At 74.6% G+C, this 13,242-nt stretch carries 16 protein-coding genes; 10 read left to right on the top strand and 6 right to left on the bottom strand.

Going from position 1 to position 13,242, the window contains the following annotated elements; all coding sequences use genetic code 11:
• From IE98_RS0124060 to IE98_RS0124045, 4 genes are all read left to right on the top strand, one after another.
• The coding region (locus IE98_RS0124060) for a hypothetical protein (RefSeq protein WP_234443651.1) at positions 1–307 on the top strand (307 nt) is incomplete at its 5' end.
• A gap of 73 nt (positions 308–380) precedes the next feature.
• Positions 381–1,151 (top strand): ABC transporter ATP-binding protein, encoded by a 771-nt coding sequence (locus IE98_RS0124055; RefSeq protein WP_234443650.1) that lies wholly within the window; start codon positions 381–383, stop codon positions 1,149–1,151.
• Entirely contained in the window at positions 1,145–2,431 is a 1,287-nt protein-coding gene (locus IE98_RS0124050) for a DUF7224 domain-containing protein (RefSeq protein ID WP_030272200.1), read from the top strand. Before IE98_RS0124055 ends, IE98_RS0124050 begins: the two co-directional genes overlap by 7 nt.
• A complete protein-coding gene (locus tag IE98_RS0124045; RefSeq protein WP_052390881.1) occupies positions 2,431–3,084 on the top strand; it encodes a hypothetical protein in 654 nt (217 codons plus the stop codon). The genes IE98_RS0124050 and IE98_RS0124045 overlap by 1 nt, the downstream gene beginning before the upstream one ends.
• On the opposite strand, the gene IE98_RS0124040 is transcribed toward IE98_RS0124045, so the two are convergent.
• The gene (locus IE98_RS0124040; protein ID WP_030272197.1) at positions 3,038–3,577 is read right to left on the bottom strand and encodes a DUF1990 family protein; all 540 of its coding nucleotides are present in this window, start codon (positions 3,575–3,577) and stop codon (positions 3,038–3,040) included. The genes IE98_RS0124045 and IE98_RS0124040 overlap by 47 nt on opposite strands.
• 172 nt (positions 3,578–3,749) lie before the next feature.
• On the opposite strand from IE98_RS0124040, the gene IE98_RS0124035 reads away from it, so the two are divergent.
• Positions 3,750–4,022 carry a DUF1876 domain-containing protein gene (locus IE98_RS0124035; RefSeq protein ID WP_030272195.1) on the top strand — a complete coding sequence of 91 codons (273 nt, stop codon included), beginning with the start codon at positions 3,750–3,752 and terminating at the stop codon, positions 4,020–4,022.
• A gap of 18 nt (positions 4,023–4,040) precedes the next feature.
• Here IE98_RS0124035 and IE98_RS0124030 read toward each other — a convergent pair whose 3' ends face one another.
• Both IE98_RS0124030 and IE98_RS0124025 read right to left on the bottom strand, forming a co-directional pair.
• Positions 4,041–5,309, bottom strand: coding sequence for an MFS transporter (locus IE98_RS0124030; protein WP_052390880.1), 1,269 nt, complete (start codon positions 5,307–5,309; stop codon positions 4,041–4,043).
• A gap of 93 nt (positions 5,310–5,402) precedes the next feature.
• Positions 5,403–6,614 (bottom strand): NAD(P)/FAD-dependent oxidoreductase, encoded by a 1,212-nt coding sequence (locus tag IE98_RS0124025; RefSeq protein WP_030272192.1) that lies wholly within the window; start codon positions 6,612–6,614, stop codon positions 5,403–5,405.
• A gap of 209 nt (positions 6,615–6,823) precedes the next feature.
• On the opposite strand from IE98_RS0124025, the gene IE98_RS0124020 reads away from it, so the two are divergent.
• Positions 6,824–7,609, top strand: a complete 786-nt coding sequence (locus tag IE98_RS0124020) for a VOC family protein (RefSeq protein WP_030272190.1) — start codon at positions 6,824–6,826, stop codon at positions 7,607–7,609.
• Between the two features lie 48 nt (positions 7,610–7,657).
• On the opposite strand, the gene IE98_RS0124015 is transcribed toward IE98_RS0124020, so the two are convergent.
• Positions 7,658–8,422 carry a DUF2470 domain-containing protein gene (locus IE98_RS0124015; protein ID WP_052390879.1) on the bottom strand — a complete coding sequence of 255 codons (765 nt, stop codon included), beginning with the start codon at positions 8,420–8,422 and terminating at the stop codon, positions 7,658–7,660.
• 121 nt (positions 8,423–8,543) lie between these two features.
• Complete coding sequence (locus IE98_RS0124010; RefSeq protein WP_030272186.1) at positions 8,544–9,158, bottom strand: TetR/AcrR family transcriptional regulator; 615 nt, start codon at positions 9,156–9,158, stop codon at positions 8,544–8,546.
• Between the two features lie 138 nt (positions 9,159–9,296).
• Between IE98_RS0124010 and IE98_RS0124005 the strand changes: the two genes are divergently transcribed.
• Genes IE98_RS0124005 through IE98_RS0123995 form a run of 3 tightly spaced genes read left to right on the top strand, consistent with a single transcriptional unit; the run spans position 9,297 to position 11,808 of the window.
• Entirely contained in the window at positions 9,297–10,052 is a 756-nt protein-coding gene (locus tag IE98_RS0124005; protein ID WP_030272185.1) for an SDR family oxidoreductase, read from the top strand.
• Positions 10,049–10,837: an SDR family oxidoreductase gene (locus IE98_RS0124000; protein ID WP_030272183.1), complete on the top strand. Its 789-nt coding sequence runs from the start codon at positions 10,049–10,051 to the stop codon at positions 10,835–10,837. The genes IE98_RS0124005 and IE98_RS0124000 overlap by 4 nt, the downstream gene beginning before the upstream one ends.
• 5 nt (positions 10,838–10,842) lie before the next feature.
• Complete coding sequence (locus tag IE98_RS0123995) at positions 10,843–11,808, top strand: NADPH:quinone oxidoreductase family protein (protein WP_030272181.1); 966 nt, start codon at positions 10,843–10,845, stop codon at positions 11,806–11,808.
• A 93-nt stretch (positions 11,809–11,901) separates the two neighbouring features.
• Here IE98_RS0123995 and IE98_RS0123990 read toward each other — a convergent pair whose 3' ends face one another.
• Complete coding sequence (locus tag IE98_RS0123990; protein ID WP_052390878.1) at positions 11,902–12,450, bottom strand: helix-turn-helix domain-containing protein; 549 nt, start codon at positions 12,448–12,450, stop codon at positions 11,902–11,904.
• Positions 12,451–12,552: 102 nt separating this feature from the next.
• Here IE98_RS0123990 and def point away from each other — a divergent pair, with 102 nt between their 5' ends.
• Positions 12,553–13,242, top strand: coding sequence for a peptide deformylase (def, locus tag IE98_RS0123985; RefSeq protein WP_052390877.1), 690 nt, complete (start codon positions 12,553–12,555; stop codon positions 13,240–13,242).

Here is a 13,242-nt window from a genome sequence, read left to right as displayed (position 1 = left end):
CGGGAAGGTCGGCAAGGCGGGAATCGTCGCTGCCATGTCGGCAGTGGCCATCGGCATCGTGGCGCCGGTTGCCAGCGCCTCCAACGAGGCGAACTGGACTCAGGGGTGCCGGGGCTACTGGTACGACACCACCGGCCACTCGTACTGCCAGAAGGCGACGGGGGACAAGTACTACCACGTGCACTTCGACTGCTCCTTCGAGGCCGACGCGTACCACAACTGGCGGCTGGGCGTCGGCTACTCTGGCACGTTCGACAATTACAACTGCATCTTCAGCCTGGACCGCACCACGGTCACATACGACTAACAAGATGAACTGAACCGTGCTGCAGGGCTGTCGGAGGACCACCCGGCAGCCCTGCAGCGTCCAGGAGAATTGCGTGACAGAGCAGCAAATTGTTCATGTTTCGTCGTTGGTGCAGGGCGGCGCGGCACGGCCGATCATCAACGGCCTCGACCTGTCGGTACCGGCCGGTGTGTCGGGCCTCCTGGGGCCGAACGGCGCCGGGAAGACGACCCTGCTGAGGACGATCGCCACCGTGGCGCCGCCCCGGGGCGGGGCGATCGAACTCTTCGGGAGGGAGATCAGGAGCGAGCGCGACGCCCGCTGGGCGAGGCGTCGGATCGGCTATCTCCCGCAGGATTTCGGGTACTACCCGACCTTCTCGGTTGCCGACTTCGTGCGCTACTGCGCCTGGTTGCGGGAGGTGCCCGGCAAGGAGATCGAGAGCGCCACCAAGAAGGCGATCGCGGCGGTCGGCCTGAGCGCGCGGGCCGGAGACCGGATGAAGAAGCTCTCCGGCGGAATGATCCGCCGCGCCGGCATCGCCGCCGCGGTGGTCGGGTCCCCGTCCCTGGTGCTTCTCGACGAACCCACCGTCGGGCTCGATCCGGCACAGCGGCTCGACTTCAGGAACCTCATCCGGTCGCTGGCGGACGACGGGGCCGCCGTGCTGCTCAGCACCCACCTCGTCGAGGACGTGGGGGCCGCCTGCGATGCGGTCGTCGTCCTCAAGGAGGGCACGGCGGTCTACCGGGGCACCCCGGCGGACCTTGCCGCCCGCGGTCTCGCGGACGCCCCCGGCGACACCGCCCTGGAGCGCGGTTACATGACGGCTCTGCAGGGAGCGGCGATGGAGGAAACGTGCTGAGGATCTACCGGACGGAACTGCGCCGTTCCCCACTGCTCCTCGCCCTGCCGGTGATGGTCCTCGTGGACGTCGCAGTGCTCTTCGGGCGCAGCCGCTCCTGGATGGGGGTGTGGCCGGAGGCGAGCGTCGCGGTCCAGGTCGTCACGCTCTTCCTGGGGCCGGTGCTCGCCGCCGTCTCCGCCTGGCAGGCAGGCCGATCGTCCCGTACGGGCATGCCCGAGTCGGTGCTGGCGGCAGCCCGCCCCGCGTGGCAGGCGGAGGCCGTGCGGCTCGCCGCCACGCTCACCCTGGGCTTCCTCGCGTACGGGACCGGGGCGGTGGCCGCGGCGGCGGTCTCCTTCGACGCGGCCGGCCCGGGATTCCTGTGGCCGTCCTACCTGCTGCTCGGAGCGGCGATCCTCGTGTCGTTCGCAGCGCTGGGGCACCTGGCCGGCCGTTGGTTCCCGTCGCCCTGGTTCACCCCGGTGGTGGCGGCGCTGGGCACCTTCATCGGCATCACCGCGCTGGGGCAGAACCTGGGATTCATCGTGCTCAGCGGTGCCCCCGACCGGGACGTCCGCCCCACCCCGATCGCACTGCGGTTGCTGCTAGCGGCCGCGCTGGTGGCCTTGGCGGTCTTCGCACCGGCTCTCCCGGGTCGTCGGGCGGGCCTGCGTGCGCGTCCGCTCACCTGGGGCCTCCGCGGTTGTGCGACTGCCGCGGCCGCCGTGGTGCTGGTGGTCTTCGCGGCCATCCCGGGTGCCGGAGGCATCCAGCGGGACCGGACGTCCGCCGATGCGGCACCTCTCTGCCGGCGCGACGGTGACGGCGTGCCCGAGGTGTGCGTGTGGCCGGAGCACCGCAAGTACCTGCCGGAGCTGACGGCGATGGCGCGGCGGCTGTCCGAGGTTCCCCAGCCGTGGCTCGGCCGGCCCGCGGCCTTCTACGAGGAAGGCCTGCGGCGTACCGGCCTCGGCGACACCGGGTTCGCGATCACCGAGGGGCACACGCGGACGGCGGCGATGGCAATGGCCCAGGCGGTCTTCGCCCAGTCCCTCCGGCACTGCGACCTTCCGGTGGACAACGCGGCGGCGTGGCGCTCGTCCGACCGCATCCACCTGTGGCTGGAGTACCGTGCCATGGGCGTCGATCCGGACGTCGCCGACCGGGGACTCCACATGTCCGGGGTGGCCGATGCCGAGAGCGCCGCCCGGGCGGCGGTGGTGCAGCCGGAGCAGGCGCAGGCGCAGTGGACCGCCGGGGAACGTGCGGTTCTCGCGGCCGCAGGATGTACGTCCTGATGACGTGGTCCGACGCGTACCGCTACGCCCGCAGCCACCGCTTCGCCGCGGTCGCGCTGAGCGTTGCGGCGGTCGCGGTGCTGTCGGCCGTGCTGGGCGGTGTCAAGGTGCCCGTCCCCTCGATCGGCGACGGGGGCGTGACGACCGGGGTTCCGTTCCGCCGTGAACTCCCGCTGCTCTCCGCCGTGTTCCTCGTCGCGGTGCTCGGCGGGGAGATGCGGGACCACGAGCAGTCGGGCGGCACCAGGTTGCAGCGCGTGCGGGTGCTGGGTCTGGCGGCCGTCGCGTCGGGCGCGTGCGCGGTTTCGTTCCTGCTCGAGTCGGTGGCCGTCGGCCCGGCGATGGGCGCGGTCTTCGTCCGGTCGCTGCTCATCTGGCTCGGACTCGCCGTCCTGTCGCAGCGGCTGTTGGGACTCCACCTGTCCTGGGTGCTGCCGGTGGCCTCGGCGTTCCCGCTGGTGTGGATGGGCAACGGCCCGTGGGACTGGACGGCCGCCCCGGTGGCGGACGCCCGGTCGTGGGCCGTGACCGGTGCCGCCCTGCTGCTCGGTGCGCTCGCGACGGCCGCCACCCCCTGGCGCACGCGTGCGCTGAGGGTACGGGTGTTCAGGCGGCACCGGGGCGCGGGCCCGCGGGGCCCCCGTCGGCGGTGAGGCGGCGCAGGGTGCGGCCGCAGTGGCGGGCGTAGAGGTGCTGGAAGAGCGGGACGAGGGGGCCGGCGAGGCGGGTGAGGCGGGTGGCGGGGCGGCTGAAGGCGGTGACGGTGAACCAGACGGTGCCGTCCGCGGCGAGTTCGACGACGAAGGCCTCCTCGCCGCACTCGGGGTGGCCGGGCAGGGTGCCGTACGCGAAGCCGGTGCGGCGGGGTTCGTCGACGGCCCGGACGACCTCGCAGGGTCCGGTGATCCGGGCCGGTCCGAGGCCGATTCCGCAGGTGACGCGGGTGCCGGGGGCGGCCCGCGGGCCGTCGGCGTCGATCAGGACGCGGGCCGCACGGTGCATCCGCCAGGTGGTGACGGCCAGGCCGGCGACGGCGAAGTCCACCGGCCCGCGGCCGACCGCCGTGCGGTGGTGCAGGTGGCGGTAGCCGGCCGGCAGCGGTCCGGGGCCGGCGGTGCCGCCGACCTCCGGATACGTCAGGGTCATGGGGCCTCCGTGGGCGGGGGAGCGGGCCTGGTCCGTCACCGCCGACCCTACGGGCGGAAGTGAACGCGTTCGGATCCGGGGAGCCGCGGGCCGGACGGTACCGGCCGGCCCGAGTTGGCGGGCCTCCGGGGCGCGGCGCACGCTGGAGGGGAAACCCCCGGAGGTGGCCGCCATGATGCACACACTCGTCGGATGGCACATCGAGTTGGAGTTCCAGGAGGAGGGCGACCGCACCAAGGCCGTCGCGATGGTCCGCCTGTCGGACGGCACCGAGGTCCGCTCGCACGGCTTCAGCACCCGCCACCACGCCGACAGCCCGCAGCCCAGGGTGGGCGAGGAGGTCGCCGGGGCACGCGCCCTCAACGACCTCGCGATGCAACTGCTGACCAAGGCCCACGGCGAGCTCAAGGCGAGCGCCAAGGCCCCCGACTACCCGCTGATGTAGTCCGCCCGCGGAGGGCGCCTATCCCGCGGACCCCGCGGAGCCGGCCACCGGCTCCGCAGGCAGCGGCGTGCCCGCGGCCGGCGCCACCGGCCGGGAGCGTTCGGCCAGCCGCACCGCGGGCCCGGTCGCCGCGCCCGCCAGTGCGAACATCCCGCCCAGCACCAGCCAGCCCCACGTCCCGCCGCCGAGCACCAGCGAGGTGAGCAGCACCGGGCCGACCATGCGGGCCACCGCCACCCCCGTACCGAAGAAGCCCTGGTACTGGCCCTGCCGGTCGGCCGGGGCCAGGCCGAAGCCGATCTCCCACGAGCCGGCCGCGAGCATCATCTCCCCGGCCACCTGCAGCGCCGCCGCGACCAGCAGCACGGCCGCGGCCGCCCAGGCCGAGGTGCCGGCGGACGACACCGCGAAGGCCGCGCAGCACGCCAGCAGCAGCACCCCGGCCCACCGGACGTAGCGGGCCGCCGCCGCGAGCGAGTCCACCCGGCGGGCCACCCGCACCTGGCAGACCACCACCGTCAGGGTGTTCAGCACCAGCAGGGCCGCGGTCATCCAGTCCGGTGCGGCCGTCCGCCCGACGATCCACAGCGGCACGATCAGCGACAGCAGCGGCATGTAGAGCAGCATCACCGTGTTCAGCAGTGCCAGCAGCGCGTACGGCCGGTCGCGCAGCACCGCCAGCCGGGGCTCGCCCGCCACCGCCGGCGACGGCGCGACCGAGGGCAGCCGGGAGAGCAGCACCGCCGCGGCGAGGAAGCTCAGCGCGTCCACCCCCAGCACCGCCCGGTAGGCGAGCGGGGTGTCCAGGTGCAGTGCCGCGCCGCCCAGCGCCGCACCGACCGCCAGGCCCGCGTTGACGGTGGACTGCAGGTAGGCCCGGACCTCGGTGCGCCGGGCCGGTTCCACCAGACCGGCGAGCAGCGCCTGTCGGGCCGCCCCCAGGCCGCTCTGCGCGCAGCCGTACAGCACGGCCGCCGCCAGGAACACCGGGAAGGAGCCGGCGAGCAGGAAGACCCCCACCGCCGCCGAGGTGGCCACCGCCAGCAGGGCGGCGACGCCGCGCGGGCCGCGCCGGTCGGCGAGGTGACCGAGCGGCACACCCACCAGGGCGCCGGCCGCCCAGCCGAGGGTCAGGCCGAGGCCGATCTGTGCGGCGGACAGCCCGACGACGCGGGTGAAGTACAGCGCCGAGGTGACCAGGAAGGCGCCGTCGCCGAGCGCATTGGTCAGCTGGGCGCCGGCCAGCCCGCGGGCCGGGCCCGCGGGCGGCAGTCCTCGGTGCGGCATGGCGGTCCCTCCCGGCGACGGTGTCCGAGCCGACCCTAGGTCATGCCGCCGACGATCGGACCCGTCGCGGTCGACGGGCCGGCGCCGCCCGGGTCAGCCCGCGAGGTCGGTCAGCGGCACGTCCGGGTCGGCGAGCCGTGCCTCGTCCACCGGCCGCCCCGAGCGCACCAGTTCGCGGATCGGGTCGGTCACGTCCCAGACGTTGACGTTCATGCCGGCGAGCACCCGGCCGCCGGACGTCCAGAAGGCGATGAACTCCCGCCCCGGCACGTCCCCGCGGAACACCACCCGGTCGTAGCCGCCGGGCTCCACGTAGCCGGTGTACTCCATGCCCAGGTCGTACTGGTCGGTGAAGAAGTACGGCACCCGGTCGTAGACGGCGTCCTGACCGAGCATCGACTTCGCCGCGGTGGCGGGCTGGTTGAGCGCGTTCGCCCAGTGCTCGACCCGGATCGGCCGGCCGAACAGCGGGTGGAAGGCGTTGGCCACGTCGCCGGCGGCGAAGACGTCCGGGTGCGAGGTGCGCAGGTGCTCGTCGGTGCGGACGCCGTTGTCGACCTCCAGCCCGGCGGCCGCGGCGAGCTGCGCGTTGGGCTTGATGCCGACGCCGACGACCACGGTGTCGGCGGGCACCAGCGAGCCGTCGCCCAGCCGCACCCCGCCGTCCTCGATCGCGGCGACCTGCACGCCGAACCGCAGGTCGACGCCCTTCGCCCGGTGCAGGTCGGCGAAGACCTGCGCCACCTCGCGGCCGAGCACCCGCAGCAGCGGGAGCTCGGCGACCTCCAGCACCGTCACCTCGGCGCCCGCCAGCCGGGCCGCCGCCGCGGTCTCCAGACCGATCCAGCCCGCGCCGACCACGACGATCCGCGCCCCCGGCGTCAGCCGGGCCCGGATCCGCTCGCTGTCCCCGACCCGGCGCAGCGTCAGCACCTCGGGCCGGTCGCCGCCGGGCACCGGCAGCCGGCGAGGCGAGGCGCCGGTCGTCAGCAGCAGCTTGGCGAAGCCCACCCGCTCGCCGTCCGCCAGGGTCACCGCGTGCCCGTCCGGGTCGACGGCGGTGACCACCGTGCCCAGCCGCAGCGTGACGTCGTGCTCGCGGTACCAGTCGGCGGAGTGCACCTCGAACTCGGCGCGCGGCGTCTTCCCCTGGAGGTAGCCCTTGGAGAGCGGCGGCCGCTCGTACGGCAGGTCGGGCTCCTCGCCGATCAGCTCGACCGGCCCCCGGTACCCCTCGGCGCGCAGGGCCTCGACGGCCTTCGCCCCGGCGAGGCTCGCCCCGACGACGACGTACGGCTGCTCCATGATCGCTCCCTCGTTCGACTGCTCCGCCCGCCGTCCGGGCCCGCCACCAGGGAGCATGCCCGCCCGATGCCGTCGCAGTACCGGCGACACCCCGGGCAGGACCCGACCGGGGACGGCGGTCTCCTGCTCGCCGCCGCGCGCTGATCCGACGCGAGCGACCGGTCAGCCCCTAGGCTGAGCAGGGCCACGAACCGGAAGGAGAAGCCCGCATGGGTGAGCAGAGGGCCAGGGTGCGGTGCGTACCGGCGGTGCCGTGCTGGGTCAGCCTGATGGCCCGGGACCTCGGTGTCGCCAAGGCCTTCTACGGCCCGCTGCTCGGGTGGACCTTCGAACCCGGACCGGACCGCTGGGGCGAGTACCTGTGGGCGGTCGTCGACGGGGTCGAGGTGGCCGGGCTCGGCGTGATGGCCGGCGACTGGCAGCCCCCGGTGGCCTGGACGACGTACTTCGGCATCGAGAGCGCCGACCGCGCGGCGGAGGGCGTCCGCGAGCGCGGCGGCACCCTCGCCGTCGGACCGCTGGCCTTCGACGCCGGCCGGGTGGCGCTGGCCGCCGACCCCCTGGGCGCCGTGTTCGGCATCTGGGAGGGCGAGCCCGGTGTCGAGACCTGGATGAAGGAGCCGGGCGCCCCGGTCTGGATCGAGCTGCGCTCCCCGGACCCGTTCGCCGCCGCGCTCTTCTACGGCGAGGTGTTCCGCTGGGACTCGCGGGACAAGGAGCACTTCGAGGTCCGCTACGAGCACGAGCGGGTGGTCCTCCGCGCGGAGGGACGCAACGTGGCCGCGCTGCGGGCCGCCCGCGGCCAGGCCCCGCACTGGGAGGTGTTCTTCTCGGTGGCGGACACCGACGCGGCCGTCCTGCGGGCGGTCGAGCTCGGCGGCAGCGTCGCCGAGCCCGCGGTGGACACCCCGTACGGCCGGACGGCCCGGCTGCAGGACACGGAGGGCGGCATCTTCTCGGTCATCGGCCCGGGTCACACCCTCGGCGACGGCTGACCGCCCGGTCCGCTCGGTGGCCCGTGCCCCGGTCCGCGGCGGGTGGGGTCAGTGGTCCGCGGTCGCGTGGGCGAACAGCCGGCGCATCGCCTCGGGGAGTTCCTCCGCGGAGCGGACGGGGCGGCCGAACTCGAAACGGGCGTCCAGCACCCGGCCGTCCTCGCCGACCAGCCGCAGCCGCAGGCCGAAGCGGTCGAGCGAGACCGGCCGGACGGTGCGGAGGCAGTCGGCGCCCGGCGCGGAGCGCCGGCCCGCGGCCCGCAGCCCCAGGGCGTGCACCTGGTCCGCGTGCGAGGCGTCGAGGTGCTGCAGCAGCCGGGCCTCCTCGGCGGCGAGCGGGTCGGAGGCCGCGGCGGCGAACTCGGCCGGCTCGACGCAGCAGGCCGAGCCCCACAGGTCCTCCACCGCGAGGTGCTCCGGCTCCAGGCAGAGCAGCACGTGGCCGGTGGCACGGCGGCGCGGGAAGAGCGCGGCGACCCGGGCCGGGGTGGCCCGGGACATCACGGTCAGCCTGCCCTGTACCGCGGCCCGGCCGCGGATGCGGTGCGGCAGCGCGACGGGCGCCACGTCGACGGCGTCGAGCTCGGCGGTCACCGGGCCGTCGCGGCGGGCCAGCACGGCGATCCGGTGCACCGGCGAGCCGTCCTCGACCAGCACCGCCACCGCACCGTCCGGCAGGACGGCGCAGTCCACCAGCGGCGGCGGCCCGGGCCGCTCGACCAGGTCGATCCCGGGTACGTCCAGCACCACCGAGGAGGCGAACTCCAGCAGCGTACGGATTCGTTCGGCGGCACTGGGCACGGCGTCGGACATCGCCCCTCCTCGTCAGGTTAGGTAAGCCTAGCCTAATTCCAGGTGGGCGTCAGTGGCCTTCGCGGACGTGTCGACGCGTCCGGGCGGCCGGCGGTCCGTCGCCGCGGGTCCGTCGCCGGGGTCAGTCGGCCGCCGATCCGAGCATCCGCAGCACCAGGACGCCGTAGCGGCGGCCGAGCTCCTCGGGACTCTCGGTGGAGCGGTCGGTGTACCAGCGGGCGACGTCGATGCCCAGCGAGGTCACGGCCCGGGCCGCCGTCCGCGAGTCCGGCACCTCGAACTCGCCCCGGGCGACGCCCTTCTCGATGATCCGGCGGACGGTGTCCTCGATCCGGATCCGCAGCTCGGCGACCTCGGCGAAGGCGTCCTCGGGCAGTGCGTGCAGCTCGTTGTTGACGATCCGGCCCACCGTGTGGCCGCGGGCGTGCCAGGCGGTGAACTCCTCGACCAGCCGCCGCATCTGCTCCACCGGCTCGCCGCTCGCCGCCTCGGCCCCCTCCACCAGGTCGAGGGTGGCCCGGTGACCCGTGCGGCTGATCTCGGAGAGCAGCGCGGCCTTGGACGGATAGTGGATGTAGAGCGCAGCGGGGCTCATTCCGGCGCCGGTGGCGATGTCCCGGGTCGTCGTGGCGTGGTAGCCGCGGCGGGCGAAGGACTCGACGGCCGCGAGCAGCAGGCGCCGGGCGGCCTCGGTGCGCTCCCCGGGCCACAGGTCGGCGGTCGCTTGGTCGGTCATGGCGTCAATCCTCGCAGACGGATCAAGGCCGGAGGCGCCCGGCTGTTGACAGTGTGGCCCGCCGCCAACATGCTAAGCAAGCGCTTAGTCAGCACTTGGTCCACACTCTGTCGAAGACGTACGGCGAAAGGTTCGGCGATGACACCCTCCTTCAAGGGCCAGGTGGCCCTGGTCACCGGCGCCAGCCGGGGCATCGGCCTCGGCATCGCCCGTGAACTGGTCCAGCGGGGCGCCAAGGTCTGCATCACCGCCCGCAACCCCGAGCCGCTCGCCGAGGCCGTCCGCGACCTCGGCGGCCCCGACCACGCCCTCGCCGTGGCCGGCAAGTCGGACGACGCGGCCCACCAGGAGGAGGCCGTCGCCCGCACCCTGGAGACCTTCGGCCGGCTCGACATGCTGGTCAACAACACCGGCATCAACCCCTCCTACGGCCCGGTGCTCGACACCGACCCCGCGGTCGCCGCCAAGATCCTCGCCGTCAACGTCCTCGCCCCGCTGGCCTGGACCCGCCGCGCCCACGCCGCCTGGATGGGCGAGCACGGCGGCGCGGTGGTCAACGTCGCCTCCATCGCCGGCATCCGCGCCTCCGCCAACATCGGCATGTACGGCGTCAGCAAGGCCGCCCTGATCCGCCTCACCATGGAACTCGCCGCCGACCTCGGCCCCGACATCCGGGTCAACGCGGTCGCACCCGCCGTGGTGAAGACCAAGTTCGCCGAGGCGCTGTTCGAGGGCCGCGAGGAGAAGGTGATCCGCGCCTACCCGCTCGGCCGCCTCGGGCTGCCCGAGGACGTCGCCGGCGCCGTCGCCTTCCTGCTCTCCCAGGACGCCGCCTGGATCACCGGCCAGACCCTCGTCGTCGACGGCGGCGTCACCCTGGGCGGCGGGCTGTGACCGGCCTCGCGGGGCAGGGCGTCGTCGTCACCGGCGCCGGCCGCGGCATCGGCGAGGCGCTCGCCGCCGCCTTCGCCGCCGCAGGCGCCCGCGTCGTCGTCAACGACCTCGACACCGAGGCCGCCGAGGCCGTCGCCGCCCGGATCGGCGGCATCCCCGCCCCCGGCGACGCCGCCTCGCCCGAGGGCGTCGCCGCCCTGATCTCCGCCGCCCGCGACGCCCTCGGCCGGATCGACGTCTACTGCGCCAACGCCGGCATCGCCCCCGTCGGCGGCGCCGACGCCGGACCGGAGGTCTGGGCCCGCGCCTGGGACGTCAACGTGATGTCCCACGTGCGCGCCGCCGAACAGCTCCTCCCCGAGTGGCTGGAGCGCGGCGAGGGCCGCTTCCTCGCCACCGTCTCCGCGGCCGGCCTGCTCACCATGCTCGGCTCCGCCCCGTACGCCGTCTCCAAGCACGGCGCGCTCGCCTTCGCCGAATGGCTCGCCGCCACCTACCGGCACCGCGGCCTCAAGGTCCACGCGCTCTGCCCGCAGGGCGTCCGCACCGCGATGCTGGAGGGCACCGGCGCCGCCGGGCAGGTCCTGCTCACCCCGAACGCGATCGAGCCGGACGAGGTCGCCGCGGCCACCCTCGCCGCGATCACCGAGGAGCGGTTCCTGATCCTCCCGCACCCCGAGGTCGCCGACTACTACGCCGCCCGCGCCACCACCCCGGACCGCTGGATCGGCGGCATGAACCACCTCCAGCAGGCCATCGAGACCAAGGAGGGCAGCCCCGCATGACCGGCATGAAGGCCTGGCAGGTCACCGAACTCGGCGAACCCGCCGCCGTGATGCGGCAGACCGGGACCGAACGCCCCGAACCCGGCGAGGGCCGGCTGCTGGTCAAGGTCCGCGCCGCCGCCGTCAACTTCCCCGACGCACTGATGTGCCGCGGCCACTACCAGGTCCGCCCGCCGCTGCCGTTCACCCCCGGCGTCGAACTCTGCGGCGAGATCGTCTCCGGCGACCGCGCGGGCGAACGCGTCGTCGGCACCGCGCTGCTGCCCGCCGGCGCCTTCGCCGAGTACGCGCTGATGGACCCGGCCACCGCCTTCCCGGCCCCGCCCGCACTGGACGACGCCGAGGCCGCCGCGCTCCACATCGGCTACCAGACCGCCTGGTTCGGCCTGCACCGGCGGGCCCGGCTGCAGGCCGGCGAGACCCTCCTCGTGCACGCCGCGGCCGGCGGCGTCGGCAGCGCGGCCGTCCAGCTCGGCAAGGCGGCCGGAGCCCGGGTCATCGGCGTGGTCGGCGGGCCGGAGAAGGCCGCCGCCGCGGAGGCGCTCGGCGCCGACCTGGTGATCGACCGCCACCACGAGGACTTCGTCGCCGCCGTCAAGGAGGCCACCGGCGGCCGCGGCGCCGACGTCGTCTTCGACCCGGTCGGCGGCGAGGCGTACACCGGCTCCACCAAGTGCATCGCCTTCGAGGGCCGGATCCTCGTCGTCGGCTTCGCCGGCGGCACCATCCCGGCCCCCGGCCTCAACCACGCCCTGGTCAAGAACTACACGATCCTCGGCCTGCACTGGGGGCTCTACAACGCCCACGACCCGCAGGCCGTCCGCGACTGCCACACCGAACTCACCGACCTCGCCGCCAAGGGCGTCGTCAAGCCCCTCATCGGCGAACGCCTCCTCTTCGACCGCGCCGCCGAAGCCGTCCAACGCGTCGCCGACGGCACCTCCATCGGCCGCCTGACGATCCACCCCTAGCGAGGCCCGGGGGCGCGTGGGGTACCTCCCGGACTCCGGCCGGGAGGTACCCCACGCGCCCCTTTGCCGTTCTGCCCGTCCTGCCCCCGCGGTTCAGCCGTCGAGCAGCGGGAAGAGCCGGGCGACGACCGCGACCGGCCGTGCTGCCACCGGCCGCCGGGCCGGCCCCTCCTCGCGGTCGCCGTACCGGGCGAGCAACTGCCGTACCTCTTCGGCGACCCGGGACATCTCCTCCGGCGTCAGGTGGACGACGGCACTGAACGCCTCGTCGTGCCGCCACGCCTCCGGCGCCCGCTCGCGATGGGCCAGCCACTGCCGGTAGCTCTCGTCCTCCAGGCCCCGCGCCAGTGCGCCGAACTCCTCGTCTCCGCCCGGCTCTTCCGCCGTGCCGCCCGTCGGCCGCAGACGCCAGGGCCTGGCCCGGCCGCCGGTCTGCGGGACCTCCTCGATCCGGCCGTAGCGGGCCAGCTGCCTGAGGTGGAACGAGCACAACCCCGAGCTGTACCCGAGGCGTCGGGCCGCGCTGGTGGCCGTGACGGTGCCCTCCTCCGCCAGCAGGCGCAGCAGCGCCGTCCGCACCTCGTGGTCGGACAGTTCGCCGACGGGCGGTGGCGGCTGCCGAATTGACGATTCCTCAGTCACTTTGCAAAGTATGCTACTTTGCAAAGCATCCGGCAAGCGCCGGCAGGCAGCCGAGGGCCCGTGCAGCCGCGGGCCCATGCCCGACACGCGAGGGGGACACCGATGCCGGAGCAGCACCACCACCGGGCCCGGGCGGCCGACGGGCCGCGGGTCCTGGTCCAGGGCGAACCGGTCGACCACTGCCCGGTGCCACCGCCGGAGGCGACCCGCGGCTCGGTGCTGCGGATCACGGAGACGGGGGAGGAGGTCCTGCACCGGCCCTGCCGCCCGGCCGGCGCGGAGTTCGGCAGCCCGGAGCTCGCCCGGCTGATCGACGACATGTTCGCCACCATGTACACCGCCGAAGGAGCGGGCCTGGCGGCCAACCAGGTCGGCGTCGACCTGCAACTCTTCGTCTACGACTGCCTCGACGACGCGGGCGTCCGCCACGTCGGCCACATCCTCAACCCGGTGATCGACCCGGAGGACGTGCGCGGGCGCCGCCTCGCCGTCGACGACGAGGGCTGTCTCTCCGTCCCCGGTGCGGCCATGGAGGTGCCGCGCTCCGCCCGCACCGTCGTCCGCGGACAGGACCGCGACGGCCGTCCGATCACGGTCGAGGGCACCGGCTACTTCGCCCGCTGCCTGCAGCACGAGACGGACCACCTGCACGGCCGCCTCTACCTCGACCGCCTCTCCGGGCGGGACCGCCGCGAGGCCCTGCGGCAGACGGCGGAGCGGCGTGAGCGCGTCCTCGCACAGCGCGCGGCGAGGGCGGAGCGGCTGCGCGCCGAGCACCCCGCCGCGCCGTGA

It is taken from the genome of Streptomyces sp. NRRL B-24484 (genome assembly GCF_000717715.1).
In the GTDB taxonomy this organism is placed as follows: Bacteria; Actinomycetota; Actinomycetes; order Streptomycetales; family Streptomycetaceae; genus Kitasatospora.
This window is presented reverse-complemented; position numbering and strand designations above follow the sequence as displayed.